Raw genomic sequence first — 26,006 nt, forward strand, 5'->3', positions numbered from 1 at the left:
TTCACAATGGCTCAACCCGTAATTTCATGGATGAATAGTACCCATACACAAAAAATAACAGCTCCATTTGACTTTGGCGTCATTGATGCTGGTGATCTGGGTCCAAAGTTTACATTTAACATATGGAATAATAAAGGCGAAGCAACCGATGTATCGAAAATGGAAGACTGCACAATCACAACCCGGGACATGTCCGGTGGCCTCGGTAATACCATCGGCAATGAAGTCGAGGTCGTTAAAAACAATTGGTTTCACGCTCAAGTAGATACATTAGGCGAAACTGATTTGGATCAGCCCACTTCCATTATCGGTAAAGATGCTGCCAAACCCATTGGTACTACAGGACAAACAACTAAAGACCATACCGGTGCTACATACCCTACTCCGTTCATTCCGGCAGCAAAAGAAATTCTTGGCGTAAATAACAACGGTGATCCAATCGATGCAGCAGGCAACTACGCAACAGTTACCCTTCGAGCAGCCGTTCCGCTTGACGCCAAAAGTGGCAAGCAGCAATTTAAAATCAGGGTTTCCTACCGGTATGTCTAAAACTCAACAGAAATGATTTCTGTGGACAGGTACAAATGTACCTGTCCCTTTTTATACTCACAATACAATGGAGGGTACATGCATGATTCTAGGCGATAGAAAATATAGTCACTCCCCTGTTCCAAGTCAGTCCTTTATTTGGATTGCAGATTATTACGACAATTCATACTCTTCAGAATTTGACTTTGATACCAAGAAAACAAACAGCTTTTATGATATTGAAAGAGATAAATTAATGCAATTTGGGCTCATTGGTGAAGGATCTCAGGTGTTTTTTGACGTCGCTAACGGGGTTTTCAACATTAATGGACACCAAATTATGATCTCCTATGCAATGGAGACCACAGAGTATCCATTAACAGGCAGAACGTTTCTGTACAACGATATTATCACCTACAAAGAAGCGGTATCAGATGCAGATCTATTCACCCGAAAAGCCGTAAACGGTAGGTTCAATCATACCATTACGTCATATAACATCGGATACAAAAAGAAAATGGAACTCGAAGAAGTTGTCATTTGCTTTCAAAATATATTAACCATTCCTTTTAATGAGGCATTGTATCTCCAGATCAAAATATCAGCCAATCAGGATCTAAGCGGATCCTTAATCATCCGGAGAGATGGCCTAATCGTCGATACGATACCCGCTCCTCTAATCAAGGATATGGCCGGCATTATCAATTGGGAAATTAAATAACGAGGTGAAAATAATGCATTCATTTTATACTGACGATTACAAACGTGTGTGGGGCAATCAGACAATCAACGGCGACGTCGAGATTATCATGGGTACAAATGACGAACTAAATATTTTTACGGACACCGAATCTTATACGCTTACACTTCCCCCAGGTAAATACCATACTGAATATACAACCAATGTTTCAGAACTGATTAACGAACTCAATCATCAAATCTCTATAAGTCCCCTCCCTATCCAGGCATTATTAGGCGGATATCATAAAGATCAAAAGTATAATATTGTCGTTCTGCAGATGACCAATGGCAAAGAGATCGTGGATCTTACTGGCTCCTTCTTTGACAGCTTTTTTGCTTGATATAACCAAATCACATATGAAAGTGGTGAGAAAACATGGCTACTCAAGAAATTGGCATAACGCTAGATTTCCCCAAGGGTTCTTTTGACAATCTTATATTCACGAATAATACCTTGCAGTTAATTGAAGAAACCAAGGATGACGCCGGGAATGGGGTCTATCGGGATTCGGGAAGCTGGGTATCCGAAGTTATATTTATTAAGGACAAGGTCACCTCATTTAAACGCATATCCCGAAATGTAGCTATCAAAGGCAGCGGCTCATACAAAATCTACACCTCCTCCTCCCCTGACCAATTGAATTGGACGCCTTGGACAGAGATTAATTATACAGACGGAAGCATTTCCACCCCTGCAGATCAATACGCCAAAGTTAAAATTGAAGTGTTTGCTCATAAAACCAACGCCACATTTACCGTTGATGATTTCAATATTCCAGATAAATACTCAAATCCTTTTCTAAATAGTTCTGACGGAGTTTTGGAACTAAAGAACCTGTACCGTCTTGTTGGAGAAAAAGAAATAAATTGGAATGATACTGGAAAACTATTCATCACGAAAATTAACAAATCATATTTTAAAGCAATCAATAAAATTGAGGTGGTATAGATGCCAGCACCAGCAACGACAGGGCAATTAAGAACGAAAGTTCAAGATATGCAGATTGGCGATTTCATTAAGTGTCACTACAATGCTCATAATACTGCTAATACTCCAGCTGGTCATTTTTTTGCATTTGCTCAAGATACAGCTGGTACTGAATTGCCAATAGACGGGGTATCAGCGGTTACGCAACAGGGTTTTTTTTATCTCGTAAAAGTTGACTTAGGATTTCTAATTGCTGATAGAGTAGTAAGAAATACTATCACATGGGATACCCTGAATACTTCAAAGTATATTCAAGGAAGGCCCCAAGAGAGAGATGGGACAGGATACGACTTCGGATTTGATTGTACTGTACGTTCAGTTACAGGTGGAGTGGCTTATGCCGACGCGAATGGAAAATCCTCACTTACCGACATGGGCCTTGGTGGCTGGCCAACAAATAATGAATGGGAGAAATATATAGTGAGCTTCCCTGCCAGTAAAATTCAAACTGGCAAGGTCTTAGACGATGTTTTTCATTGGAAAAACACTTCATCTTGGTGTCAGGAAACGGTGGTTAACGGACTTGCACACCATACGGGAGCAGCTACTATTGGAAACAGTAGTCATCGAATATGGAGAAGCCCTGCCATCGGGTTGACAGGTGCCTTTAGAAATGAAGCTAACTATGGGAACTTCTCAGCAAGCACAATCGCAACGAGCCTCATTGGTTTCCGTCCAGTATTTGAATATAAGGAGGTGTGATGAATGGCGACTATAGGGCAACCATTAACTGCTCCTGAGAGTGGTTGGAAGAGGCTAAATGCTGATCATCCACTAGTGTTTTACACTGGAGCATGGACAACGCAATCTAATGCTGCATTCTCTGGCGGGATTAATAAATACTCAAATAGTGTAGGTAATACGATATCTTTTACTTTTAGAGGAACAAAATTTAGGTATATTGGGCAATACAACGGTACTTCTAAAACGCCAGCATCTATATCAATAGACGGTGTGACAGAGCAAATCCGCTTTATGTCTAATACGTTGGTAAATTCGGTACTAGTTTATGAGAAGACTGGATTGGTCGAAGGTAACCATGCAGTCGTTATCACTATAAATGCAGCAAATGAGTATCAATCAATACAAGGCATAGACATCGATTCAACAGGCCGATTACTACATCCATATGAAGTTACTGAGATTAAAGACCTTGTGGTAGGAAAACGTATCCGTTGTAATTATTCTGCGCTTACTGGTTTTACAGGTAACTTCATGGGTCTAGGGCAAGAAATGGCTGACTTCATCCCAGTTGCTGGTACAGCTAACCCGAACGGTGACTTCTATTTTATTATGGTCGAAGATTTCAATAAAAAGAAGATTTTAGTGGCTGATAGAAATATTCAACACACTATCTCTTGGGATACAATCAATAGTGATGGCATTATTAGCGGAGTGAAGTTTGCAACTAAGCCTTTTAGTACGTTGTCTGGGTATGAGACTGATGAGGTAAAAATAACTGATAATGGATATGTTACTGGCGCATATGGAGATTATCAGGGCTGGAAAGTGTTTGATGGGAAAAATGGAAATGGAGATAAATGGGCAAGGACAGTAGCAGCAAGCAACCCAGCCGAATTAACTATTCAATTTAAAAAAAGTAAGCAAACAATTAATGCTTTTACAATCACTCCACCACCACCTAATTCTGCGTCATCCTCAGAACATCCTAAACATTTTAAAATCCTAGTCTCTGATAATGGGGCTAGCTGGGTTGATGTATTTGAACACACAACAGGGATTGGTGGATCGAGAACAAGATTTAGTTTCAACAACCAGCGAGCATATTATTATTATCGCTTCATTGTCCTTTCTGCAAATGGTGGAAGTCAAATACAAATTGGAGAAATTGAATTTGAAAGCGAAAGTAACCAGAGTAATTTTGAAGCAAAGATTCGCCTTCTTTCAGGTGGTGTTGAAAGTGTAGATAAAGATAATGATTGGGATAGATACATTGTTAACTCTACACTTAATGGAACAATCGTACCTGGTGATAACGCTGTGTGGAATTGGAGCGGTAATTCTTTCGCTTGGACTAGCACCACGTTAAAAGGAAATAGTGCTAACAGAGCCGTCAGAGGCAACACCGCTTTGGCAACATGGACTTCTTCAACTACAAACCTTTCGAATGGTGGAGGTTTCCGACCAGTTCTCGAAATAATAATGCTACCGCTGGTTAAGTCGTTAATTTTATCAAATGGTGAGTACAAAACACTGAAAAATTCCTACACAGTAACTGAGAGAACTGCAACCCCGATAAATATTATAATGACATCGAATAGTACCCCATCACCGTATGTTGTAAGTGCTTCAAGTTCTGACCCTAATTATCCTGCATACTTGGCATTCGATGGAGTAAATGCTACCGTAACAGACTGCTGGGTATGTCCGTCTAATTCTGGTTGGCTTAAAATCGGCTTGGGAACCCAGATAGCAGTTGGAAATTATGAGATAGAAAAGGGATATAGATTCGCAGCTGATGCCCCAAAAGAATGGACTTTTGAAGGTAGTAATAATGATGTAGACTGGACCATACTAGACACCCAAACAAATCAAATCAATTGGACTAATGGCGAAAAAAGATCCTATATGATTGCAAATCCAATGAGTTTCAGGTACTACAGGGTGAATGTAGTTACCAGTGAAAACAGTGCCTACCTAACCATAGGTGCACTAAACCTATTGGAGTATGGGACCGTAACTAAGACAGTAAACGCTTTATACTGGGAAACTGTATCGACAACGCTGCCTGATTCGGATACTTTTATTAGCACAGGCATGAATGACATTTCAGCCCTTAATAGAAAACTTACAACAGCTACTATTCCAATGAATGATAATACTGCTTCGGGACAGGCGCTTGGTAGCGGTAAGATGTTTAAGGAACGGATTGATCTAAATAAGTATATCGATATCAAAAAGATTAATGTGAAGTAGAGTACGCCCTGCCCTACTTCTATTTTGTTTTGATAAAAGTACGATTTTATTAAGAATGGATGGTGAAAAAATGGCTTATTTATCAAAGGAGAATGCGATACCTGCTATGACCAGCGATACGACACCATCTGGCATCGCTAGTGCAAGCAGTATGTTTAACTCAAGGATTTTTGCATATCTAGCCTTTAACAGAGTCCAAGAAACATCAGGGTGGACTTCGAATACAATAAACCCCAGTTGGATTCAATATGAGTTTCCAACCCCAAAATTGATCAGACGATACTCTATGAAGAGCGATGGATATCCTAATCGAATGGCTAAAGACTGGACTTTGCTAGGGTCAAATAACGGAGTTAATTGGGTGACTCTTGATACAAGAGTAAACCAAACAGCATGGGGCAGTTCTGCTGTACGATATTTTGATTTCAATAATAACGTTGACTACAAAATTTATAGAATCAATATTACCGCTAATAATGGTGATACGGGGGCGATTTCACTCGATGAGATTGAGATGTTTGAATACATTTATGAACATAAAGTCTTATTTTTAAATGATGGGAAGATTAAATATTTCTCTCAACCTTATTATTCAGAGAATTTGATTCCAAAGATGACTAGTTCTAACGCACCAAGCGGTATTGTTTCAGCCAGTAATGAAACTTCTTCGAACTATGCTGCTTGGTTAGCATTTAATGAAGCTGACAATAATTGTTGGCAATCCACAACCGAGCAGTGCTGGATTAGTTATAAGTTTGTTAAACCGACCGTTGTATCTTCCTATAAACTAAAGAGTTGGTCAAGTGTTTATGGGGCTTATATGCCAAAAAGCTGGTCTTTTGAGGGTTCTAATGATGGTATCACTTGGACAATTTTAGATGAAAAAAAAGACGTTAATCCATGGACCGCACTCGAAGAAAGAGAGTTTGTCATAAAGAACAGGAAAGAGTATTTAGTATACAGGCTAAATATCAGCACCGCCTACAATCCAAGAGTGTTTCTGTGTCAATTTAAAATGCACTATTTAAATTTATCAACGCTTTATGAAATAGACAAGACCAATGCAACTGAAAATGATTTCATAACATACGGAGTAAATAAGGACACAATAACGGACGTTGCTTTTGATAAAAATAAAAGGACAATTTTTTCACACACCCCCTTAGGGAGTGGGAAGTCATTTGAGCATTCCATTGATCTATCGAAACGCATGATAATTAAGATAACAACTTCATATCAATAAATAGAATTGGGATTAGGAAAATGTCTAGATAGGAGGGTTTACGTTGGCTTATTTAAGTAATGAAAATGCAATACCGATAATGACAAGCAATACTACACCATTAGGGGTTATTAGTGCTAGTTCAGTTTATACGGCTGGCACCGAATGGAATGCATTCAGTAATAATGGGGGTGAATGGAGAACGGCGACAGGACAGATTCAGAGTTGGATAAGATATGACTTTCCAAGAAAAATTGCAATTGGTAAGTATACAATCGTACCTTCTGGGACTGCTAATATGACCACAAAGATGTGGTTATTCGAGGGTTCAAATGACGGGGTGAATTGGACTGTACTTGATAATCAGAACAATCATACTAGCTGGACAAACTCAAAGGATTTCATCATTCCAAACAAGGTAAGTTATTCTAAGTATAGAGTGAATATAGTAGAAAATAACGGTCATGCAGTTTGGGCAGCAATTAGACAGTTAATGATGTATGAATATGTTTTTGATGATAAATTCCTTATTTCGCCTGAGAATGGGAGATTTTTTAGTTTGAAAAATGCTAAATATACTTCAAACTTAATGCATACTATGACCTCGAATACGGCTCCTGCTGGGGAAATGACCGCATCAAGTAATTATGGTGGGTATGAACCGTTTAAAATATCCGATGGCAGCAAAGATTCTACCTGGCAATCCTCTAATTATGCATTACCCCAATGGGTTGGCTATGAGTTCACCGAAAAAAAAAAGATAAATCGATACTCTTTGACACCGAGATTTACCGAGAGAATGCCAGTTGACTGGACTTTTGAAGGATGGGATGGGAATACTTGGGTTATATTAGACACCAGAACAGGTGTAAGGGATTGGAGCCAAGGTGTTTCTCGATATTTTGAATTCAAAAATCATGAATTATATATAAAGTATAGGATTCATATTACCGCAAATAACGGTGTCGGCGTTTATACAGCAATTGCTGAAATGACGATGGAAAGTTTGATACCTGCTGTCTTACTGGAACTACCAAATGATGAACAGAGTTTTATTAATCACGGAATGATAAAAGGTGATGCAGTTGTTTTGAATGAGCAAATTAATAAGAGAGCAATTGTAGAAGAGGGTGCAACAACATTAGGGGCAGGTAAGGTTTTTCAGAGGACTATCGATACAACAGAGATACCAATTAAGAAAGTATCGATCACATAAAAAATGATCGTTTTAGAAAGGAGTGAAAATCTATGAGGTTTGAGTCGGTTATACCAGCAATGAGTTCTACTTCTCAAGATGGATATATCGTAACACCAAACGGTGGGGAACGGGGGTTTGACGGACGACCATTGCCCTTTCGCTCATCGATAATTCCAAGTTTGCCAGAATATGTAACGATTACCTTCCCAAGAAAGTTCCATATATCTAGGTATGAAATTATGTTAGGCAGTTACTATGCTACCACACCTGAGTATGATAATATGGCAAGTTGGGATCTGGAAGGGTTAGTAAATGGAGTATGGATTATACTTCACAGCGGAAGTCACCCTAATATTCCAGAAACTTTAATTTATGATTTCCCACGGACTGAAGTTGAAGGTATACGGATTAAATGTAAAACCAAACATGGTACTAATTCTTGGGGGTTTAACGAGATCACAGTATATCAATCCACTTATGAAGAAAGGGCTTTAGTCTTTCATGATGGGGTATACAAAACTTATCTGTCGGGTTCTTGGGAAAACTTGGGTGTGAATGTTAGTGATAGTGATTATCTTTTGAAAGGGATGAGTGACACTTCAATAATTCCTGAACCCACATGGTCAGCGTTAATGGGTGATGTAGAAATATGTTTGTGGACTGAGAACCCTCATAGAACTGAAGCTTTGTTCAGTATCGAAACCGAGCCATTCACACTCGCGGAGGAATGGGAGGATCAAACCATTAAATTAATTGAATACTCTGACGATCCCTATAGAACTGAGTCAACCATCTTTCTTGAGACAGATGAATTTGGCTTTCATGATGAATTTATAAAATCAATTGATGTCCTTTATTACACGGACGATCCGCGCAAAACAAGTGCTGAATTGGAACTTACGGCTAATTACAGTCCACTTGACGAAATAAAAGATGATTTCGACATCGTGACTTGGACTGAACAAGAAGATCTTGACGAACTCAACATCAACATGACGGCCTCTCCCCTCTCCCAACTCGTCATTCAAGATGAAGATTTTCAAATTTATGGAGATTTGCAAAGTATCATAGTTAATAAAATTTCAAAAGAAGGAACCATCAAGCTCCTGCTTTCCTTCGATGAAGGCCAAACATGGGAATATTTTAAGTTTAATGCTTGGAGGCCTACCGATATATCGAACATGGAGATGGTTCGAAAACATGCCATGAATATTGACTCACTGAGCCATATAACAGAAAAAGAGTTTGCAATCAAAGGAAATAAGATCAGGCTTGCCTACTATATCGATGACAATATCCACTGGAACCAACATACACAAGTCGATAACATCAAGATTGTCTCAAATGCTCCTGTAGATGATGCCAAGTTTTCTAATGCTGAATTTTACCTGCTAAATACTCTCGCTACTCTGCAGCTTACTGTTGGCGGTAACAAGCTGATGGGTCAGTTGGACGACCCTGACAAAGGTAAAGTTCAATATCGCGTCTTTCTGAATAACAAACCTTACTATCCGTCGAACGGTAATTTTACTCCTCTCTCCCCCGCTCCCATCGATATCAAGCTCAATATTTCCGAGAAGGAAATATTGTTTGGCCAAAACAACTCGCTAACCGTCGAATTCCAAGACGCCTGGGGTCAACAAGACACTTGGTCCACCACATTTTTCGGTACATACTCTGGTTTAATGTTTATGGATGAACAAGGTCAGTACTTCTCTGATTCTTTTGGTGGATTATTAAAACACTTGGATTTCGATATTGTCGTAGCCGGACAGACTACTGATTACCAAAAAGTCATCGTCAAAAATCAACTTGGGCAAGTTGTGCAGAACCTGATCCTTGAAGTTGTTAAGGACAAGCTTCCACCAGACGTGACCATTGAATTATCTTATACCGATCCGTTTATTGCCGAAGATTATCTGCTGTTTAATAAATTGATTCAACCAAACGATGAGATGGAGTTCTATGTTCGGATTGCAACAGCCATTACCGCACCACCCGCTCCTAATGGACAGTTCGAAATTCGGGCGAAAGTGGATCCCGTATAATCTCAATACAATGAGATAGGAAGTGAAGCATTTGTATGATGAACATGATGATCTCCATAGTGAGATTTATATAAGACAGCGTCTCGAAAACAAAGTTTCGGGTCGCTTTATTCTTTTTCGTCCTAATCACAATGATATAGATTCTACTCTCTTCACCATGATAAGGGATAAAGACGAACTGGACGGAATGCTTTCAGCCAGAAGACTCAAACTTCAGGATATCTCCAGTACTCTCGATATTAAATATAGAGGTAATGGGGACGTAGAAGCTCATATAGAAGCGATCGCTGCCTCTTTCCTTGAATGTACTTTAGAAGTCCGGCCACATAATCGTCTATTTGGAAAATTCGAATTACTGGAAGCACCAAGAATTGACGTTCAATTACCACCATTAGCGGATGCAACTACCCGTAGCCGTGACGATCTAAGAACCATCAACTACGGTGATATGAAAAGTATGCTCACAGGCAAGAATTCAGAAGAATCTTTTGAGTCATTTGTATCTTTTGGGGAATTGAAAGACCGGATCCCTGATCTCAAAATCCTGGAAAATGCCAAGCTTCGGCTTTATTATATCAACTTCCCAAGCAACGCTAACCTGGAACTCCATCAACCGAATACGTTATGGCGCGAATTAGGCGTAACTCATGCAAATAAACCCTATTCTATTGAACTCTTAAATAATCAATATATACATAATACTACCGAAAGATATATTGAATTTGATGTTCTGGATATTGCGAAACGCTGGGAATCGAATGCACTGTTGAATTATGGTTTTATTATTAAAACCACAAACAATGAACCGTTAAGCTTTTTCACGAAAGAATCCGGCATTCCTCCTCTACTCATCGTTAATTATATTACCTCACAAATCTATAGCCCAGGACGCACCGATCTAGAATCCACTGTATTTATTAACGGTAAGGGACATAAAGAAATAACAGGTTATTTAACGGTGCATAGTGACGTAGGCTTCTCAACATTGGAATGTACGCTATATGTTCATAGAAAAGAAGACCCTATGTTCACTGAGCTAGCTTCTTCCATTGCTGTATCACGTCCGGATGTTCAAGCTGACCTAACTATTGCCCGACGTGAATATGATCATATCGAAAGTACTTTAACAGTAGCTAACAAATTGTCAGAAGATATGGAGTTTAATATCCGTGCAAGTGTCCCAGACCTCTTTGGCGAAATGATTATAGATCCGAATGCATTCTTATCAAGTTTCATTACAATTGCCATAGTTGAGAATGAAGATGTTGAAAGTTCTATCATTGCTTCGCAACGAGATCTCTCAGGGGGCTTGACTGTAACATCAATCAAAAAGTCATTTGATGATTTGGCGTCTTCCTTAATCATTAAAAATACAATCGAAGAAGATCTTGTATCCTACATCTCTGCTTCCCAACCTGATATATCAGCAGGTATCACTGCCAGAGCGCTGGGTGAGAATGATCTCGATTCCAAAATCGAATTGCCTTATTACAACACGTATGAAGCACATATCCTTACTTCCGTTCCCGATTTAGCAGCGAGCATTATGTTAAAATACAAAAACGAAATTGATGCTGTGATATGGGTCAAAGATAAGGAATTGCTCGATGCTGCTATAGATGTCAGACAAATCAACGAACTTGAGGCTACGCTTCTTGTCAAGCAAATTCATGAAATCGAAACCAATATGGTGGTTAACGTTCCGGATTTAACGGGGCACCTTTTTCCAAGAGTCTCTGGGATCGATGAATTAGACAACACAATTAGTATTCGTAAAAGAGATGTCAGCGATATGGATAGTATTTTATTGATTAAAGGAAGCAGCAACGGTGCGTATTATTTTATTATGTAATAGTTCGGACTCCCATTTGGGAGTCCGAACTATTTATACAACAAAACTAAACGGAGGAAACTCAGTGTATGAATCAACATTGTTAAAATTATTCTATTATACCTTCGGAGGATCTATAATCACCTTTCTATTCGGCGGCTGGTCACAGCCTCTAAACGTCCTTGCTACCTTAGTGACGTTCGACTATGTAACGGGGCTGGCAGCTTCATACTATGAAGGAAGAAAGAATGTGGAAGACGCCTCTAAAGGCTGGAATTCCAACAAAGGCTACTGGGGGATATTAAAAAAAATCTTTATGTTCTCGGTCATCGCTCTCCTATATCAAATCGATAAACTGCTAGGTCTGAACGGTAATCTCAGTCTAATGACAGGAGCAATATTTTTCTATATAGGTAATGAGCTAATCAGCCTATTAGAGAACTATGGAAGGCTGGATTTACCGATGCCGCCTCAAATGAAAAATGCCATTACTGCATTAAAAAACCAAGATTCAGACGAAGGGAAAAGATGACTAACTATGAAGCAAACAGGTCAATTTATACTTCTGACTCGTCTTGAATTTTATGAATGGCTGAAGAAACAAACCTTTAAAAGAAAAATCTCAATCATCCAAAATCACCATACTTGGGCTCCCAATTACACCTCCTTTAACGGAAGCAACCACTTTGCCCGTCTAGAAGCAATGAAACAATTTCATGTACATACCAACGGTTGGGCGGATATCGGACAGAACATCACTACATTTCCGGACGGATTGATAGCCGTCTGCCGTCCTTTTGACACCACGCCTGCCGGCATTAAAGGAGCCAATAACGGCGCCTTGTGCCTAGAACATATAGGCAACTTCGATATGAACGGAGACGTAATGGTACCAGAACACCAACAGACAATTACCTTTGTTAATGCTGCTCTGTGCGAGACATTCAATCTTCCCGTCGATACGGAACATATCGTATACCATCATTGGTTCAGCCCGAACGGTACTAAAATATATAATTTCAAATCCGGTTCCAACCTACCTGGCTTGTCTGCAAAATCTTGTCCAGGGTCTAATTTCTTTAAAGGCAATACCGTTCTGCACGCTCAGAAACACTTTATTCCTCTTATTCAGGAGAACTTCAACAATTTTAAAGCAAAGGATGATGAACCAATGACGCCAAGCGAGAAACAACAATTTGAACAGTTAAAACAATCGGTTTCTATGCTAAAATCTGAAATCAAAGCTCTCACTAATAGTAAGAATGTTTTGAAAAAAGGTGTCCAAGAACAGGGATCTTCACTGAAGAAAGCTAGTGATCGCTTAAAAGCATTAGAACATCGCGATAAATTAAATCAAATTCCTTCTTATGCTCAAAAAGCAGTCAGCGCACTATTTCAGCTACGTGATCAGTACGGCAGTCCAGTCATCGATACTCCACATGGAAGAAGCGCAGATTTTTACTCTCTTATCACAGTCCTATACCGGGCCGGTTTACTCGATAAGAAATAAATGGGCGTAAGAATGAATACGAATTATCGTTGCAGAAAGCTTACACATATGAAGAAAAGAAGTATACATTGAAGACAACCCGAGCACCCTCGTTATCTGAACGTCCTGCAGCCGGCAGGCTTTCATGATGAGATGCGTGCCGCATTGGTAGCGGACGGTTTGTGTTGGGGATATCTGACGATATTCCGTCAGGACGGCCAGCCCTTTTTTAGCGAGGAGGAACGGCAGCTGCTCTCTTTCCTGGCACCATTCATGGCGGCCATGCTGCGTGATCGAAGTCTTCCGCGATCCCCTGTTGATGGAATGGATCACATGCCTGAGCCTGGTTTATTGGTGCTGTCCGAAACGCTCGATATTCTTTCATATAATGCTTCTGCACGGCAGTGGATGTCATGGCTCCAGGATGCAGAGGGTATGGATGCCGCTTCACTCCCCCGCCCGCTGCGGGCAGTCTGCTTCCGGGCTTTGTCCGAGAGTTCCCGAGGTACGGCCTATTCGACGGGCGCTCATACTCGCGTCCGGCTAAGTGATAGCTCCTTTGCCAGCATACGGGCATGCCTTCTGCATGGTCCGGATTCTCTTGCCAAGCTTGCAGTCACGCTTGAGCCACAACGGATATGCTGCCGCTTATCTCGGATGCGTTGGGATTAACGGAGCGCGAGAACGAAGTAATCAGCGGAATTCTGCGAGGATTATCCACCAAGGAGCTTGCCCAATCCCTGTTTATTTCCCCCTACACGATTCAGGATCATCTAAAGTCCATATTTGTTAAAACCGGCGTCAACAGCCGGAGGGAATTAATATGGCAGCTTCATTCAAAATATAGCTTGAGTCCTTGAGGGTCGGGCCCGTAATTTTCCCACTACTCCGTTCCCCTCAAATCCGGCCCACCTCCGATTATGCTGCACGGTGGCTATGAACCGCACTCCACACCCAACTTTGGTCGCTACCCCATACCAACTCTATCAATTTGCATATGATATCTAATGATAGATTCAAGGAGGTCTGGTAGCATGACAACCCCTGTGAAGTTTGATGCCATTTTCAGTCTGGGTCACAACTGTCAGGTTGCCGCCCAGTTAAGAAGAAACAAGCTGCGTCATGCAGCTGGCCCGTTAGACTGGTTTAACTTCGCTTCGACTCATGAATTTTGTAAAGTCATTAAAAGGCAATTCAGCGATTTCATGCTTCGGGATAACCTCGACATATACGGCAAATCCGTGAACTGTTACTATGTGCGCGATAAAAGATCTTCCTGTTTATCCTTCCATGATTTCAAGAACAATCCGGAGGAGCCTCCGTTATATGACTACCCCGCTTTTCGTAAGAGGCTGGATCGAAGAATCGAGCGCTTTAACCGCTGCTTGAATTCTGAACAGAAGACCCTGCTCGTGCGGATCATCGCGAATACAAAGGATGCCGAGACGATAGATCAAGTAATACGCGAAGCCTATCCCAACCCGGACGTAAACCTGTTATTTATTATGCTCAGCAGCAGTCCCCAAATTGTAAATCTCCCTTCGTTCTCGGATCGGGTTCTCATCAAGCAAATACCGAAAGGACCCACATGGGAAGGAGATTCGGAGGCTTGGAAGACCATTCTTAGAGAATTTTCGCTCAGTTCAGGGGAATAAGTGTTTGACAAAACCAAAATTTACCTGTATATTTACAAAAAGTGAATCGGAACTCTTACGAAGGAAGCACCCGTAAGTCTGGCGTTGAATGCGCCTTTCTAACGGGTGCTTTTTGTCGTGGGTCCGGCCATTCTGTCATGATGCGAATACCGCTAATGATGATTATTAGTTATTTAAGGAGCGATGTTTATGTTTAGAAGATTACTCACCTCATCCCTTGTTATGGCACTTTTACTCTCTTTAATCCCTATGCCTTTCGCGAATGCAGCTGCGATCGAGTTCACCGATACGGTTCAAGCCCAATTGAAAGCCACGGCGGACCGGGCTGCCGGAACCGTACGTACCAAACTCATCAAACAGTTCGATGATTTCAAATCCGAACGAAACCAGGTAATGGATTTGGACGATCGAATCTCTTCCCTTCGCTATGCCAATGAAGCCAAAGCTTCAGAAACCCGCAAAAAAATCAGCGAAATCGATAAGGATAAAATCCGCAAGCTGGAGGATCAGCTGCAAGCAGCCAAAACCAAGTACCAGCCGCTGTTTAATACCTATTCCGCGCTCAATAAACAAATCACCGCAGCCAAAAAACTCAAAGACAAATCGCTCTCCAAGATGCTGCAGTCACAAGCCAGTGGCATGAAGATCCTGGTGTCCTTGGGACGTGATGATATTCGGACTAAGCAGGCGGCGCTTACGGCGGCCAAGAAAGAGAAAGCTTCCAAAGCGGCTAAAGTCCGTTCCATCCTGTCCGAGATTGAATCCTACAAAAGCAAAATCAAAGGCGATAAAAGCGCAATCTCCACGCCGAATAAACTGATGGCAACCGAGTGGAAGAATTTCAAAACCGCCGTAAAAGCCAATGAATCGGCCCGAACTAGCGATGCTCTGTCCAGGCTGCTGACACTCTCCGGTCAGATCCTGACGAAAAAGAAAAGCATCTACAGTCACGAACAAAAAATCGAGTCCGTCATCGCACGCGCTAATGCACTATTAAAGTAACGTTTTACCGAGTCCATACATCCATAGTTTGCCTCCACCCTTCATGATGGACACCCGCCTTTTCTGATTACTGGAGTACATATGCCCTACAGCAGAATTTCATGAACCTTCATAGAATATCCAAGCGTGGAGAGGCTTTTGGAGGTGATTCTGGGTGAGAGGGTATAAGAGATCCGGTCGATATCCCGATACAAAAATGTATCCGACCGTACGTTTACATCCATCTTCGCAAAAATATATATCCAAAGTCATTAATAAGGCCGTTCAGAATATTAGCCCGGTGGATAAAACAGAAGCATCCAACATCCACCGTGTCATCAATTACAAAAATATGAATGCACTGATCGTTTCACCATACAATGAGGGCCTTCACTGGAGAACTCCTCAGATCATAACGGAGCAGCTCAAACAGCTGGTTCATGAAGCGTGTGTCATTAAAGCATATCCCGGTTTCTTGGCGGAGTTGTTCCAATACCATCCCGATCTGCTGATATTCATAGGGAATGAATATGAATTTAGTCCCGAAGACAAACAGATTCTGGGGCAACTTCCCATGAAGACGGCAATCTGGCTATCCGATCATGATGGCAGTTCGGAGGAAATCAAAGGCATTGCATCCTTATTCGATTATGTTTTTACGCAGACTTCGACACTGATTCCATTTTATCAGTTCGAATCCGACGTGCAGCATGTACATCATCTTCCTTTTGCAGCTGACATGACCATCTTCCATCCCAAGCCTGCTGACGAAGCCTGCCAATCAAGCCTTCTCATATTGGGAGATGCCGCTCCAAGGTTCGATGCCTTTATTTCCCAGCTGCCCTACCTCATGAAAGGGAAGAAGATCTTCGCTTCAGGCCGAGGGTGGGAGCCTTACGGACACATTCGCTGCCTTTCTGCTGACGCCAATCTGGCGAATTATTACAACGGCGCCGACATGGTGATCAACTGGAGCGGCCTCCACCATCACCTATTTGAGTGCGCATCTTGCGGAGCCTTTCAATTGATACGGGAACATCCGGGTATTTATGATTATTTTAAACCAGGCCATGATGTTGCCGTATTTCACAATCCGGATGATCTGCTTGACAACATCGTTTATTATTCCGCGCAAGTTGAACAGAAACGTTCCATTGCCACGAACGCCTTGCAAGGCAGCATGTATCGATATTCTTTTCTTCAAATGGTTTACCAGTTGCTGCATGTAATGCATACACACTAAGACCAGGTATTCGGGCGAAGCTAGAATGACCTAGGGAGGTATGCTCCTTGAAGCTTATAGCTTTTTTACTGCCACAATTTCATCGTATTCCCGAGAATGATGCGTGGTGGGGGGAAGGCTTCACAGAATGGACCAATACCCGGAAAGCAAGGGCACTATATCCCAAGCATCACCAGCCGAATGAACCTCTGAACGAATATTATTATGATTTAACCTCCTCCGCTGCCAGATTGCGGCAGGCGGAACTGGCCAAGACATACGGAATCTACGGTTTCTGCTACTATCATTATTGGTTTCGGGGCAAGCGACTGCTGGAAACACCAATCAAACAAGTAATGTCATCCAAGGAACCCGATCTTCCCTTCTGCTTATCGTGGGCCAATGAGTCGTGGACGAGAAGATGGGATGGCGGAGATCAGCAAATTCTGCTCAAGCAGGATTACGGGACGGAACAGGATTGGGAACAGCACTTCGATGAGCTGCTGCCTGCCTTTCAGGATGAGCGATACATTCGAATAGATAATAAACCGCTATTCATCCTTTATAGACCTGAACATATCCCATGCTGCGCTGAAATGGTCCGGTATTGGAGGAATCTGGCCATAAGCTGTGGATTGGATGGGCTCTATATCGTTCAGACTCTGGGCGGGTTTCCAACCTCTCCATTAGACATTTTCGATGCAAGCCTGGAATTTGAACCCCATTATACGTTTGCTCACGGCAGCATGGAACGGCTGTGGAGCCATACTCTCGTTGGCGACCAACAACATCTGATGTTCGATTACGACTATGTGTGGGATGGTATGATTAACCGTTCTCATCAACGAAACGGCCGCAAGGTATTTCCTGGAGCTTTTGTGAAGTGGGACAATACGCCTCGTTTAGGTGTCCGGGGGCTCAGTTGTCTCGGTGCGTCTCCCGAAAAGTTCGGTTGGTATCTGGCTAAACAAATCAAGCGGTCAATTCATCTATACCATAGCGAGTTTCTATTTATTAACGCTTGGAACGAATGGGCCGAGGGTGCCTACCTAGAACCTGATAAACGTTATGGTTATCAGTATCTCGAAGCGGTTAAGCAGGCTTTAAAGTCCAACGGGATTCCACTTGATGCCCCAAGTGAATAACAAAAAAAAGGGGATATCTCCCCGATTAGAGAATCCCGAATTAAGTTAATCGTTGTATGCCGATATTTGCATTCCCGCCGGTGTTATCGATAAAAATCACATAATCAAATCCGTCCGTGCCTTTTAGAACGAGACCGGGTTGATTAACAATGCCCGTGGCAAAATACCGTACGGATTGAACAGTCGGGGCCACGGGTGGGAGAGTCGCTTGATTCGTAGCTTTCAGCTGCTGGCCAGCGATGGCAACTCCGGTCACGTTCAGGTTCTCTCCGACGCTGGCACTTCCTGCCACTGCAAGATCGTTCAGCACGGTCTCGTTTGTATTGACTTGAAGACTTCCTTGTATCGTAGTATTCCCATTCACTTGCAAATGCTGGCCGACGGTTTGGTTTCCATTCACTTGCAGATCCTGTTGTATGGTTTGGTTGCCTGTAACCAGAACGTTATCGAAGGTTGGCATTTCCCTCACTCCTCTTTCTACCAAGTTTATCCATCCTATGCAATATCAATAGTAAAAGGAATAGGGAATTCATACATTTAGTATATTTCGAAAATGCATTGATATAAGAACCCCCTTCAACCATGGGTTGAAGGGGGCTGATGTTTTAAAGAAAGAATCGTATTAATAAGCTCATCGAGCAACTGTTTGTAACGGGTATTGGAACCCAGCCAACCTGGATTGATCAAGCAATGGATAGTCATATAACATGCCTTCGTATATAACCTCGAATGCCGGGTGCTGAAAGAAATCATTCGGGGTTACTGCGGAGGAAGGGCGATCCCATAGATGAATTCTGCTTTGCTTCATTGCCTCCGCTACGAATTGTGAGCAGAAGTACGATCTTTCCCTCGTAATATCAAGTCTCATCAGCACGCCAAACATGCCGATAAGATTGTAGCCGTAAGCATCCTCTTCATCCTTATAGCTTTGAATCACGCGTCTCGCTGCCTCAAGTTGCTCCCGCGTGACCTTTAGACGGAGCAGAGCGCAGCGCGTGCCGGGAAAGTGACGGAAGGTTCCTTCGTATACATCCTCTTCAACAAATCCCCCTATCCAGGGATTGTTGGCGCATTTCCGGCCGAAGCTGAACACTTCATTCAAGTTCTCATCCAGCGCCAGCGAAGCATGATTATAGGGCGCTGCCGTAATTCGTTTAATCAGTTTGGTAAACATCGTACCCGTATCAGTCAGTAGAACATATATATTTTGGTTATCGGACATTTGCTTTCCCCCACATACTTAATTACATATTTCATTGAAGCCGGATTTCGTCAAATCCTTCGTTAATTCCATTGTAGTAGAGGCAAGCCGTTTCCATAACCGACTATAGGTGTGAATAAGACCTAGACCTAAGTCGAGTTCTCAACTGACCTGGCGACGTGATACCCATAACTATACCCCATATAAGCGACGATAGGAAGATGGCGTCATGCCTTCATGCTCCATAAATCGCTTGTTAAAATAACTGACGCTCGGATAGCCCGCTTCCACTGCAATCTGTCCGATGGTTTTTTCTTTATGGTCGAGCAGCCACTGCTTTGCCATCTGAAGCCGGCAGCGCGTTACAAAATCCATCGGGGTCATCTCCATGACATTGCGGAATAATTTACAGAAATAGTAAGTGGTAACGCCGAGTCTGTCCGCCCACTCCTCCAAAATAAACGGTTGCGAAGCTTCCTGCTGCATAATCGGCAGCAGTTCAAGAATCCGGTTGGCCGAGTTGTTTGATTTATTGTCCGATAATGCCGATGCCTGCTCCACGAATACCGCTAACAAGGAATACGTTAGCGTGGACAGCTGCGCAGGCTTGAGCATCCGATAGGTCTCCGCCTCATATAACAGCGCTTCGTGCGCTTCCTCGAAGGCCGACGGCTGCCGAATGCTCCACAGCTGGCTTTTATGAAATCCGCGTTCGATGAAATAGTTCTGCAGACCGCTGCCATAAAAATGGAACCAACGCACATCCCACGGATCGTCCTCGCTGGTGTAATAACGCTGAGCCTGCATTGGAAAATACAGCACGGCTTCACCTGGGCCAAGCGTATGGACTACATTTTCGATTTCAACATACCCTTTACCGGAAGCCACATAATGAATATTGAAATTGTTCAGAGACCCGGCTGCCCGCGTGACGGTATGGTCCGGTTCATCCCGGTATATCCCTACCGACTCAGGCAGGCAGAAGAATGGCATTTGCGGTAGGGTCAGCAGATGACTTTGTCGTTTCATCATAATGCTCCTCGAATGACAATATTGTTGAATTGTACTACAAAATAATATTATATCAATTTTAATTCTTGTCTTTTATAATCGCAATATAATCTTAATAAGTTGTATAGGAGCTGATGAACATGACTCAAAAACTTCGTTGGGGAATCCTTGGCTGCGCCAGCATTGCCAAACGCGCGGTCATACCTGGTTTACAGCAATCGCGTCTCAATGAAGTCGTTGCCATTGCCAGCCGCGATCAGGCAAAAGCAGCGCAAACGGCAGAGGAACTGAATATCCCGACTGCATACGGCAGTTACGAGTCCTTGCTCGAGGATTCTTCCATAGATGCGATCTATATTCCGCTCCCCAACCATCTACATAAAGAATGGAGCATCCGTGCGGCGGAAGCCGGTAAACACATTCTATGCGAAAAACCGCTTGCGCTGACGGAAACAGAAGCAGCTGAAATGGCGGAAGCAGCAGCTAAAGCCGGGGTAGTACTGGCCGAAGCCTTTATGTATCGGTATCACCCTCGGTATGACTTGTTGAAGGAAATGATCAACGCTGGTGCCATCGGGGATATTCGGGGCATACGCAGCGCGTTTACCTTCAACAGCTCCGCCAATCACGGGAATGTCCGCTTTCGCAAGGATTGGGGCGGCGGCTCGATTTATGATATCGGCTGTTATCCGATCAACGCCGCGCGCATCCTGCTGGATAAAGAGCCGGAAGCTGTTACCGTTCAAGCTTTCTTCTCCCCTGAGCATGATCATGTCGACATGATGGCATCCGGATTAATCGAATTTGGAGGGAATGTAGCGCTGACATTTGATTGCGGAATGTGGGCGGCGTATCGCAACCCTCTTGAAATTGTGGGTACGGATGGCCTGATTGAAGTCCCTTACGCCTATAGCCTGCCTGAGGACGGAGCGAACTTCTTCTTAACGACCGGCGAAGGACGTAAAGAAATCGAGGTCCCTCGTGCAAACGCATACAGTGAACAAGGCGACCATATGGCCGAAGCTATTTTGAACAACAAGCCACTTCGCTACTCTGCAGAGGATGCCATTCACAACATGAAAGTCATCGACGCCTGTCTGCAATCTGCCCATGAACGGAAGCGAATTGTGTTGTAATTACACCCAAGGAGGATATGAATATGAAATATATATCAATCAAGGGATTAAACAAACCCGTCTCTGCGCTAATGAAAGGAACGGACTACTTTTATCATGATTCGTATGAGAAAGCAGCGGCGAATATGGATGCATACCTGGCTATCGGCGGCAATTCCGTTGATACCGCCCACATCTACTGTGGGGGTCAAAGCGAAGAAGTGATCGGAAGATACATGCAGGAAAGAGGTAACCGGGATCAGATCGTCATATTGACCAAGGGTGCCCATCATGACCAGAATGGCCCACGCGTAAATAAAAAAGACATCAAGAGCGACATCTCAACGAGTTTTGAACGACTGCAGACGAATTTCATCGATCTGTACGCTCTTCACCGTGACGACCCGGAGGTTCCGGCAGGAGAAGTTATTGAGGCTCTGAACGAATACATTGCCAATGGCAGCGTTGGCGCCATTGGGGTATCCAACTGGACATGGGAGCGCATCCGGGATGCCAATGCCTATGCCGAAGCGAATGGACTGGTCGGTTTCTCCTTCAGCAGCCCGAATCTCAGTCTGGCCAAGCCAAACGAGCCGTTCTGGAAAGGCTGCGTCTCAGCCGATGCAGAGACGATTGCGTGGCATGAAACTGAGCAGTTTCCGCTGCTCTCCTGGTCTTCCCAAGCGCGAGGATTCTTCACCGGCCGGTTCACACCGGAAATTCGGGACAATGCGGATCTTGTGAGGGTATTTTATAGCGATGCGAACTGGGAGCGGTTAGAGCGTGCCAAACAGCTGGCCGCTTCGAAGAATGCGACGGCTATACAGATTGCGCTCGCTTACGTGCTGAACCAGCCCTTCCCGACCTGTGCGTTGATCGGTGCGCAGTCTGCGGAAGAATTAAAATCCTGTGATGAGGGTTCAACCATCCAGCTGACAAAGGAAGAATTAGACTGGTTAGACCTAACGATCGATCAGCTGACTTCAATCTAAATGTTAAAAGCGCCTTGTGCCAGGATATTTACATCCTGCTCAAGGCGCTTTTTATAGGTTAATGACTCGTCTGATATTCTACGCAAGCGCGAATTTTCTCCCGGCGGGTAGAATAATCGCGCTGACAGAGCTGTCCTTCCTTACTCCTGTAAACCCCGAAGATATGCTTCATATTCAACCGTAAACTCGAGCGCTTCCCTAAAATCCGGTGATTTAAGCGAAAGGGCCGCGACGACCTCCTCTTTTCCTTTCTCATGCAAGGCTAAGATCCGAGGCTGCCTTGGGACGCGAAACTGTGTATGATCATGATATACAACGGTAACGATGGTGCCGAGCGGCTCCTTCACCGGCGAATAAACCGTGCTCCACATCCAGCGCTGCTGGTCTGTCCCTTCCTGACTTCCCCATTCTCTTGAGATGTCGAAGTTACCTGGAAAATTAGGTTCAGGACGTATTCCCAATTCCTTTAATTGTTTATGAATCGGCAAGAATAACAGGTTCAAAAAGGTCCCATACGCCGCATCTCCAGCCTCGTTGTATGCCCTCAGCAGTTTTTCCTGGTTTACGGTAAGTACTGTTTGCCAGTTCCCTTCAATGTGTTCGGAAATGTAGCTTCCGATGGCTTCGATCGGGTTATCCTGTTGTTCTTCCAAAAACTCCTGCAGTGGCTTCAATGATTTCATGTTTAACCCCTTCCATTTCGTGGATTTTGGATGTACCTCTCCAGCATACAACATTCATGCAAATTGTAAGGTTTGCTGAAAATCCGGTCCATATTGGGGGTAAACCTTCTCTAGAGCTTTAATCTCATACAGGTATGTAGGCCGCCGAAACATCCGGCCCGGATCGGGATCAAACCATGGTTTAGTTATCCAGGAATCAACTTACTCTAAACCCCTGTAACATGCCGATAATCACATCCATCGTTTCCTCGATGCCCTTATCCGTTTCCGGCATTTGAGCAACCCACAGCGAGCATTCGTTTAAGGCGCCGGACAAGGCATGCGTCATAGCATCAACCGGAACGGTCTTCATCATTCCCTGATTCTGCATGAAGGCTAGCTGCTCCCTTAGGTGACTCATCGAATTCTGCTCGTCCATCTCGCGCCAAGACTCCCACCCTACGACACTCGGACCGTCAATGAGCATAATGCGCTTATTTTGCGGTTCTACCACGGTCGCAATAAAAGCCCGACAGCCATACAGAAGCTGCTCCCAAGGATCCTCGGAGCTATCCGCTTCTGCCTCCACGCGCTGCCCAATTTCTGTCTGCACTAATTCAAGCACGGCAAGAAACAGTCCTTGTTTATTTTTAAAATGATGATACAGCGCACCGCGGGTAACTTTAGCTTCGTCGGCAATCTCCTCTAGTGCCGCATTGGCATAACCTTTTTCCGTGAAATGTGTTCTGGCTACCTTCAGCAGCAGCTGTATAGTTTCGTTAGCTTCGCTTTTGGTTCTTCTCATAATTCGCGTTTCTCTCTCCTATGCATCATTCGGATGCTATTCTCATGGACGTTAGAAGCTTCAGCACTTCCTGATCTCCGCTCTTGGCCATGGATCTTAGCGAATGCTGAAGTATCCAAGGACCGTACGCCCCACACGATTCCAGATGTTCAAGCAGCCAGGGAAGGACGGTATCCCGGTAATCTTTGCATAGATCATGAAGATGATTCGCAACCGATTTGCGGACATAGCCAGAGGAATCCTGCAGAAGGGGCTCTAGCAGCGCCAAATTGTGGGCGGGATCTCCCTTGATCACTGGAATTCGCTTTGCCCACGGCAGACGAGGCCGGGTACCTTCACTAACCAGGCGACGGACATGCGAATTATCATCCGAAAGCCAGTCCTTCAAAATTTCAAGACACAGATCTTCATAATGGAGCAGAAAGGGCCTAATCGCATACTCCGATGTGTGCCGTTTGGTAATTTCATATAACGCGTTCATCGATATCTCAAAGTGATCAAGCCCATATCGTTCCACAAAATATGCAATCGGCATGAGAAAATACCCTTCCGTGAACATTCCTTTCTCTGTTTCATTCTCTGGTCCTATGATGCCGAGTAAAATCTCCAAACTATCCGGATAACCAAAGGGCAGGGCATGCTGCAATTCTTCCGCAATAACGGCTACCCTTCCTTTCAATTCAAGCGTTGCTGTCTTGCGGCTTACGGCTTCAATGAAAACCTCCGAGTGAAACTCCGGAGCAAGCGGCTTAATTCGATCTGATAAAAGAATCGCCAGCTCTCTTCCAAAGTAGTCCTTTAATGCGGTGGATGTACTCATTTACCGGGTTGGTCATCTTCCGTGGACCACACATCTTCATTATACAGCTCCATAAATGCTTGTGAAGGCGGAATGACTTTAATCATATCAATCAGCACCCCATTCGGGTCACTGGTAATAAAATGCCTCTGCCCAAATTCCTCATCCCGTATATCCAGATGAAGCGGCAGCTTTTCGTGGATGATCAGCCTTTGATACTCGGCATCCACATCCTCCACCTCAAAATTAAGAATCAATCCCTGCACTGGTTTCTGAAAGGAAGACGGTACCGTGGGATGATTTTTGGACAAGAGGGCCATTTCATAAGAGCCTTGTCCCTGGTCTCCATTCTTCAGGCTTACATACCAATCCGCTTCAAAAACAATCTCAAAGCCAAACAACCGTGTGTAAAACTCTGTGCTCTCGGCAACCTTTTCTGTCATGATAACGGGATAAAATCCTTGCAGCTTCATCTGGAAAACATCTCCTTCTATAAATGGGATGAGTCCAATTTAACATACAGACAGAATGTATGTAAATGTATTTTTTAAAAATTTCCACAAAAAAAAGAACCCGCAGACCAGACTGCAGGTTCTTCGTTTGCTACCACAACAAGCTGACAGCCAAGAGATTAAACAATGCTAGCGGCAATATTACATTAGGATTAGGCCCGTATGGCGCAAAGGGCGGATATCCGGGAAAGAATCCTCTGTTGCCTTGTTCTACAAGAATGTACACATTTTTTGCGTCTACGTTTATGACGACGCCTTCGATAGCTTCATCATCCATCGTATGCACTCTTACCTTGCGATTCACCACATTTTTCATAGCAGCATGGGCGCTTTCTTTATGCTTCTTCATGGAATGTACCAGATGGTGATCGCATTGAAACAACATTTGCGGTTGCGTTGAATAATTGTTCATGATGCTCCTCCTTCGTTCTCTTCTATCCGCATTGTATGCAAATGTCCCGTCAAGGGTGTTCGCCTATGTGAAATCCGTTTAATGCATCGTAGATACGGGTATAGTACAACCAGATGAAGGAGGGTTAAACACCATGGACAAACAAAATATACAGTCAAAACCGGGCAGCTTTTTCATTAAAGATGACGGAAAAACGGTAGCCGAAATCACCTACTCGCCTCAGGGTAACGGAGTAATCAGTATCGATCACACCTATATCTCACCCAGCCTGCGAGGGCAAGGAATAGCCGACGAACTCGTGCGAAAAGTAATAGGATACGCTCGCGAAGAAGATTTGAAAATCATCCCCGCTTGCTCCTATGCCGGGCATTATTTTGACAAAAACGTCGATGACCGTGTCCTGCTGCACACATAAAAAACGAGGATAAAAACATCATTCGCAATCGGATGGACCGTAAGGTTAATCTCGCCAGCCATAAGGATGCTCCTCTTATCGGTTGGCTTTCACCCGC

At 43.5% G+C, this 26,006-nt stretch carries 28 protein-coding genes and 1 pseudogene; 21 read left to right on the forward strand and 8 right to left on the reverse strand.

Features of this window, described 5'->3' with window-relative positions; genetic code table 11:
- Positions 1-6 precede the first annotated feature (6 nt).
- From AK95_RS02330 to AK95_RS02415, 18 genes and pseudogenes are all read left to right on the forward strand, one after another.
- Entirely contained in the window at positions 7-549 is a 543-nt protein-coding gene (locus AK95_RS02330) for a hypothetical protein (protein WP_071218296.1), read from the forward strand.
- 82 nt (positions 550-631) lie between these two features.
- Positions 632-1,249, forward strand: coding sequence for a hypothetical protein (locus tag AK95_RS02335; RefSeq protein ID WP_071218297.1), 618 nt, complete (start codon positions 632-634; stop codon positions 1,247-1,249).
- A gap of 13 nt (positions 1,250-1,262) precedes the next feature.
- A complete protein-coding gene (locus AK95_RS02340; RefSeq protein WP_071218298.1) occupies positions 1,263-1,610 on the forward strand; it encodes a hypothetical protein in 348 nt (115 codons plus the stop codon).
- Positions 1,611-1,645: 35 nt separating this feature from the next.
- Complete coding sequence (locus tag AK95_RS02345; protein WP_071218299.1) at positions 1,646-2,218, forward strand: hypothetical protein; 573 nt, start codon at positions 1,646-1,648, stop codon at positions 2,216-2,218.
- Positions 2,219-2,959, forward strand: coding sequence for a hypothetical protein (locus tag AK95_RS02350; RefSeq protein ID WP_071218300.1), 741 nt, complete (start codon positions 2,219-2,221; stop codon positions 2,957-2,959).
- A 3-nt stretch (positions 2,960-2,962) separates the two neighbouring features.
- Complete coding sequence (locus tag AK95_RS02355) at positions 2,963-5,194, forward strand: discoidin domain-containing protein (protein WP_071218301.1); 2,232 nt, start codon at positions 2,963-2,965, stop codon at positions 5,192-5,194.
- A 70-nt stretch (positions 5,195-5,264) separates the two neighbouring features.
- Positions 5,265-6,437, forward strand: coding sequence for a discoidin domain-containing protein (locus tag AK95_RS02360; protein ID WP_071218302.1), 1,173 nt, complete (start codon positions 5,265-5,267; stop codon positions 6,435-6,437).
- Positions 6,438-6,480: 43 nt separating this feature from the next.
- A complete protein-coding gene (locus tag AK95_RS02365; RefSeq protein ID WP_071218303.1) occupies positions 6,481-7,632 on the forward strand; it encodes a discoidin domain-containing protein in 1,152 nt (383 codons plus the stop codon).
- A 32-nt stretch (positions 7,633-7,664) separates the two neighbouring features.
- On the forward strand, positions 7,665-9,662 hold the full coding sequence (locus tag AK95_RS02370) for a hypothetical protein (RefSeq protein WP_071218304.1): 1,998 nt from the start codon (positions 7,665-7,667) through the stop codon (positions 9,660-9,662).
- A gap of 31 nt (positions 9,663-9,693) precedes the next feature.
- Positions 9,694-11,514 carry a DNRLRE domain-containing protein gene (locus AK95_RS02375; protein ID WP_071218305.1) on the forward strand — a complete coding sequence of 607 codons (1,821 nt, stop codon included), beginning with the start codon at positions 9,694-9,696 and terminating at the stop codon, positions 11,512-11,514.
- A 64-nt stretch (positions 11,515-11,578) separates the two neighbouring features.
- The gene (locus tag AK95_RS02380; protein WP_235612967.1) at positions 11,579-12,025 is read left to right on the forward strand and encodes a phage holin family protein; all 447 of its coding nucleotides are present in this window, start codon (positions 11,579-11,581) and stop codon (positions 12,023-12,025) included.
- Between the two features lie 6 nt (positions 12,026-12,031).
- A complete protein-coding gene (locus AK95_RS02385; RefSeq protein ID WP_071218306.1) occupies positions 12,032-13,003 on the forward strand; it encodes a peptidoglycan recognition protein family protein in 972 nt (323 codons plus the stop codon).
- Between the two features lie 93 nt (positions 13,004-13,096).
- Positions 13,097-13,654 (forward strand): annotated as a pseudogene (locus tag AK95_RS02390) (LuxR family transcriptional regulator); the annotation flags it as partial.
- Positions 13,621-13,842 (forward strand): helix-turn-helix transcriptional regulator, encoded by a 222-nt coding sequence (locus AK95_RS02395; protein WP_071218308.1) that lies wholly within the window; start codon positions 13,621-13,623, stop codon positions 13,840-13,842. The pseudogene AK95_RS02390 and the gene AK95_RS02395, both read left to right, overlap by 34 nt.
- Before the next feature lie 174 nt (positions 13,843-14,016).
- Entirely contained in the window at positions 14,017-14,637 is a 621-nt protein-coding gene (locus tag AK95_RS02400) for a DUF1796 family putative cysteine peptidase (protein WP_071218309.1), read from the forward strand.
- A gap of 189 nt (positions 14,638-14,826) precedes the next feature.
- Positions 14,827-15,639 (forward strand): hypothetical protein, encoded by an 813-nt coding sequence (locus tag AK95_RS02405; RefSeq protein WP_071218310.1) that lies wholly within the window; start codon positions 14,827-14,829, stop codon positions 15,637-15,639.
- A gap of 154 nt (positions 15,640-15,793) precedes the next feature.
- Positions 15,794-16,861, forward strand: coding sequence for a glycosyltransferase family protein (locus AK95_RS02410; protein WP_071218311.1), 1,068 nt, complete (start codon positions 15,794-15,796; stop codon positions 16,859-16,861).
- Positions 16,862-16,908: 47 nt separating this feature from the next.
- Positions 16,909-17,985: a glycosyltransferase WbsX family protein gene (locus tag AK95_RS02415; RefSeq protein ID WP_071218312.1), complete on the forward strand. Its 1,077-nt coding sequence runs from the start codon at positions 16,909-16,911 to the stop codon at positions 17,983-17,985.
- 40 nt (positions 17,986-18,025) lie between these two features.
- Here AK95_RS02415 and AK95_RS02420 read toward each other — a convergent pair whose 3' ends face one another.
- The 3 genes from AK95_RS02420 to AK95_RS02430 all read right to left on the reverse strand — a co-directional run bounded on the left by AK95_RS02420 (position 18,026) and on the right by AK95_RS02430 (position 20,215).
- Positions 18,026-18,445 carry a hypothetical protein gene (locus AK95_RS02420; protein WP_071218313.1) on the reverse strand — a complete coding sequence of 140 codons (420 nt, stop codon included), beginning with the start codon at positions 18,443-18,445 and terminating at the stop codon, positions 18,026-18,028.
- A gap of 171 nt (positions 18,446-18,616) precedes the next feature.
- Positions 18,617-19,207: a hypothetical protein gene (locus AK95_RS02425; protein ID WP_071218314.1), complete on the reverse strand. Its 591-nt coding sequence runs from the start codon at positions 19,205-19,207 to the stop codon at positions 18,617-18,619.
- Positions 19,208-19,378: 171 nt separating this feature from the next.
- Positions 19,379-20,215, reverse strand: coding sequence for a helix-turn-helix transcriptional regulator (locus AK95_RS02430; protein ID WP_071218315.1), 837 nt, complete (start codon positions 20,213-20,215; stop codon positions 19,379-19,381).
- Between the two features lie 122 nt (positions 20,216-20,337).
- Between AK95_RS02430 and AK95_RS02435 the strand changes: the two genes are divergently transcribed.
- Together AK95_RS02435 and AK95_RS02440 are read left to right on the forward strand one after the other, a co-directional pair.
- Positions 20,338-21,333, forward strand: a complete 996-nt coding sequence (locus AK95_RS02435; RefSeq protein WP_071218316.1) for a Gfo/Idh/MocA family protein — start codon at positions 20,338-20,340, stop codon at positions 21,331-21,333.
- Positions 21,334-21,356: 23 nt separating this feature from the next.
- Positions 21,357-22,304, forward strand: a complete 948-nt coding sequence (locus tag AK95_RS02440) for an aldo/keto reductase (RefSeq protein WP_071218317.1) — start codon at positions 21,357-21,359, stop codon at positions 22,302-22,304.
- 140 nt (positions 22,305-22,444) lie between these two features.
- Here AK95_RS02440 and AK95_RS02445 read toward each other — a convergent pair whose 3' ends face one another.
- The 5 genes from AK95_RS02445 to AK95_RS02465 form a co-directional block, all read right to left on the reverse strand.
- Positions 22,445-22,987: a DUF6022 family protein gene (locus AK95_RS02445; protein WP_071218318.1), complete on the reverse strand. Its 543-nt coding sequence runs from the start codon at positions 22,985-22,987 to the stop codon at positions 22,445-22,447.
- Positions 22,988-23,183: 196 nt separating this feature from the next.
- Positions 23,184-23,771 (reverse strand): TetR/AcrR family transcriptional regulator, encoded by a 588-nt coding sequence (locus tag AK95_RS02450; RefSeq protein ID WP_071218319.1) that lies wholly within the window; start codon positions 23,769-23,771, stop codon positions 23,184-23,186.
- A 25-nt stretch (positions 23,772-23,796) separates the two neighbouring features.
- The gene (locus tag AK95_RS02455) at positions 23,797-24,591 is read right to left on the reverse strand and encodes a DNA alkylation repair protein (RefSeq protein ID WP_071218320.1); all 795 of its coding nucleotides are present in this window, start codon (positions 24,589-24,591) and stop codon (positions 23,797-23,799) included.
- Complete coding sequence (locus tag AK95_RS02460; RefSeq protein WP_071218321.1) at positions 24,588-25,043, reverse strand: VOC family protein; 456 nt, start codon at positions 25,041-25,043, stop codon at positions 24,588-24,590. Before AK95_RS02460 ends, AK95_RS02455 begins: the two co-directional genes overlap by 4 nt.
- Positions 25,044-25,173: 130 nt before the next feature.
- Entirely contained in the window at positions 25,174-25,494 is a 321-nt protein-coding gene (locus tag AK95_RS02465) for a hypothetical protein (RefSeq protein WP_071218322.1), read from the reverse strand.
- A 133-nt stretch (positions 25,495-25,627) separates the two neighbouring features.
- On the opposite strand from AK95_RS02465, the gene AK95_RS02470 reads away from it, so the two are divergent.
- Positions 25,628-25,909, forward strand: coding sequence for a GNAT family N-acetyltransferase (locus AK95_RS02470; RefSeq protein ID WP_071218323.1), 282 nt, complete (start codon positions 25,628-25,630; stop codon positions 25,907-25,909).
- Positions 25,910-26,006: the final 97 nt, after the last annotated feature.

This window comes from Paenibacillus sp. LC231 (assembly GCF_001860525.1).
Lineage (GTDB): Bacteria > Bacillota > Bacilli > Paenibacillales > Paenibacillaceae > Paenibacillus_AQ.

Bases quoted from the DNA above. Each gene is read 5' to 3' on its own strand.
- AK95_RS02330 (WP_071218296.1), top strand. From the start codon at position 7: ATGGCTCAACCCGTAATTTCATGGATGAATAGTACCCATACACAAAAA.
- AK95_RS02335 (WP_071218297.1), top strand. From the start codon at position 632: ATGATTCTAGGCGATAGAAAATATAGTCACTCCCCTGTTCCAAGTCAG.
- AK95_RS02340 (WP_071218298.1), top strand. From the start codon at position 1,263: ATGCATTCATTTTATACTGACGATTACAAACGTGTGTGGGGCAATCAG.
- AK95_RS02345 (WP_071218299.1), top strand. From the start codon at position 1,646: ATGGCTACTCAAGAAATTGGCATAACGCTAGATTTCCCCAAGGGTTCT.
- AK95_RS02350 (WP_071218300.1), top strand. From the start codon at position 2,219: ATGCCAGCACCAGCAACGACAGGGCAATTAAGAACGAAAGTTCAAGAT.
- AK95_RS02355 (WP_071218301.1), top strand. From the start codon at position 2,963: ATGGCGACTATAGGGCAACCATTAACTGCTCCTGAGAGTGGTTGGAAG.
- AK95_RS02360 (WP_071218302.1), top strand. From the start codon at position 5,265: ATGGCTTATTTATCAAAGGAGAATGCGATACCTGCTATGACCAGCGAT.
- AK95_RS02370 (WP_071218304.1), top strand. From the start codon at position 7,665: ATGAGGTTTGAGTCGGTTATACCAGCAATGAGTTCTACTTCTCAAGAT.
- AK95_RS02385 (WP_071218306.1), top strand. From the start codon at position 12,032: ATGAAGCAAACAGGTCAATTTATACTTCTGACTCGTCTTGAATTTTAT.
- AK95_RS02395 (WP_071218308.1), top strand. From the start codon at position 13,621: ATGCTGCCGCTTATCTCGGATGCGTTGGGATTAACGGAGCGCGAGAAC.
- AK95_RS02400 (WP_071218309.1), top strand. From the start codon at position 14,017: ATGACAACCCCTGTGAAGTTTGATGCCATTTTCAGTCTGGGTCACAAC.
- AK95_RS02405 (WP_071218310.1), top strand. From the start codon at position 14,827: ATGTTTAGAAGATTACTCACCTCATCCCTTGTTATGGCACTTTTACTC.
- AK95_RS02420 (WP_071218313.1), bottom strand. From the start codon at position 18,445: ATGCCAACCTTCGATAACGTTCTGGTTACAGGCAACCAAACCATACAA.
- AK95_RS02425 (WP_071218314.1), bottom strand. From the start codon at position 19,207: ATGTCCGATAACCAAAATATATATGTTCTACTGACTGATACGGGTACG.
- AK95_RS02430 (WP_071218315.1), bottom strand. From the start codon at position 20,215: ATGAAACGACAAAGTCATCTGCTGACCCTACCGCAAATGCCATTCTTC.
- AK95_RS02435 (WP_071218316.1), top strand. From the start codon at position 20,338: ATGACTCAAAAACTTCGTTGGGGAATCCTTGGCTGCGCCAGCATTGCC.
- AK95_RS02440 (WP_071218317.1), top strand. From the start codon at position 21,357: ATGAAATATATATCAATCAAGGGATTAAACAAACCCGTCTCTGCGCTA.
- AK95_RS02445 (WP_071218318.1), bottom strand. From the start codon at position 22,987: ATGAAATCATTGAAGCCACTGCAGGAGTTTTTGGAAGAACAACAGGAT.
- AK95_RS02450 (WP_071218319.1), bottom strand. From the start codon at position 23,771: ATGAGAAGAACCAAAAGCGAAGCTAACGAAACTATACAGCTGCTGCTG.
- AK95_RS02455 (WP_071218320.1), bottom strand. From the start codon at position 24,591: ATGAGTACATCCACCGCATTAAAGGACTACTTTGGAAGAGAGCTGGCG.
- AK95_RS02460 (WP_071218321.1), bottom strand. From the start codon at position 25,043: ATGAAGCTGCAAGGATTTTATCCCGTTATCATGACAGAAAAGGTTGCC.
- AK95_RS02465 (WP_071218322.1), bottom strand. From the start codon at position 25,494: ATGAACAATTATTCAACGCAACCGCAAATGTTGTTTCAATGCGATCAC.
- AK95_RS02470 (WP_071218323.1), top strand. From the start codon at position 25,628: ATGGACAAACAAAATATACAGTCAAAACCGGGCAGCTTTTTCATTAAA.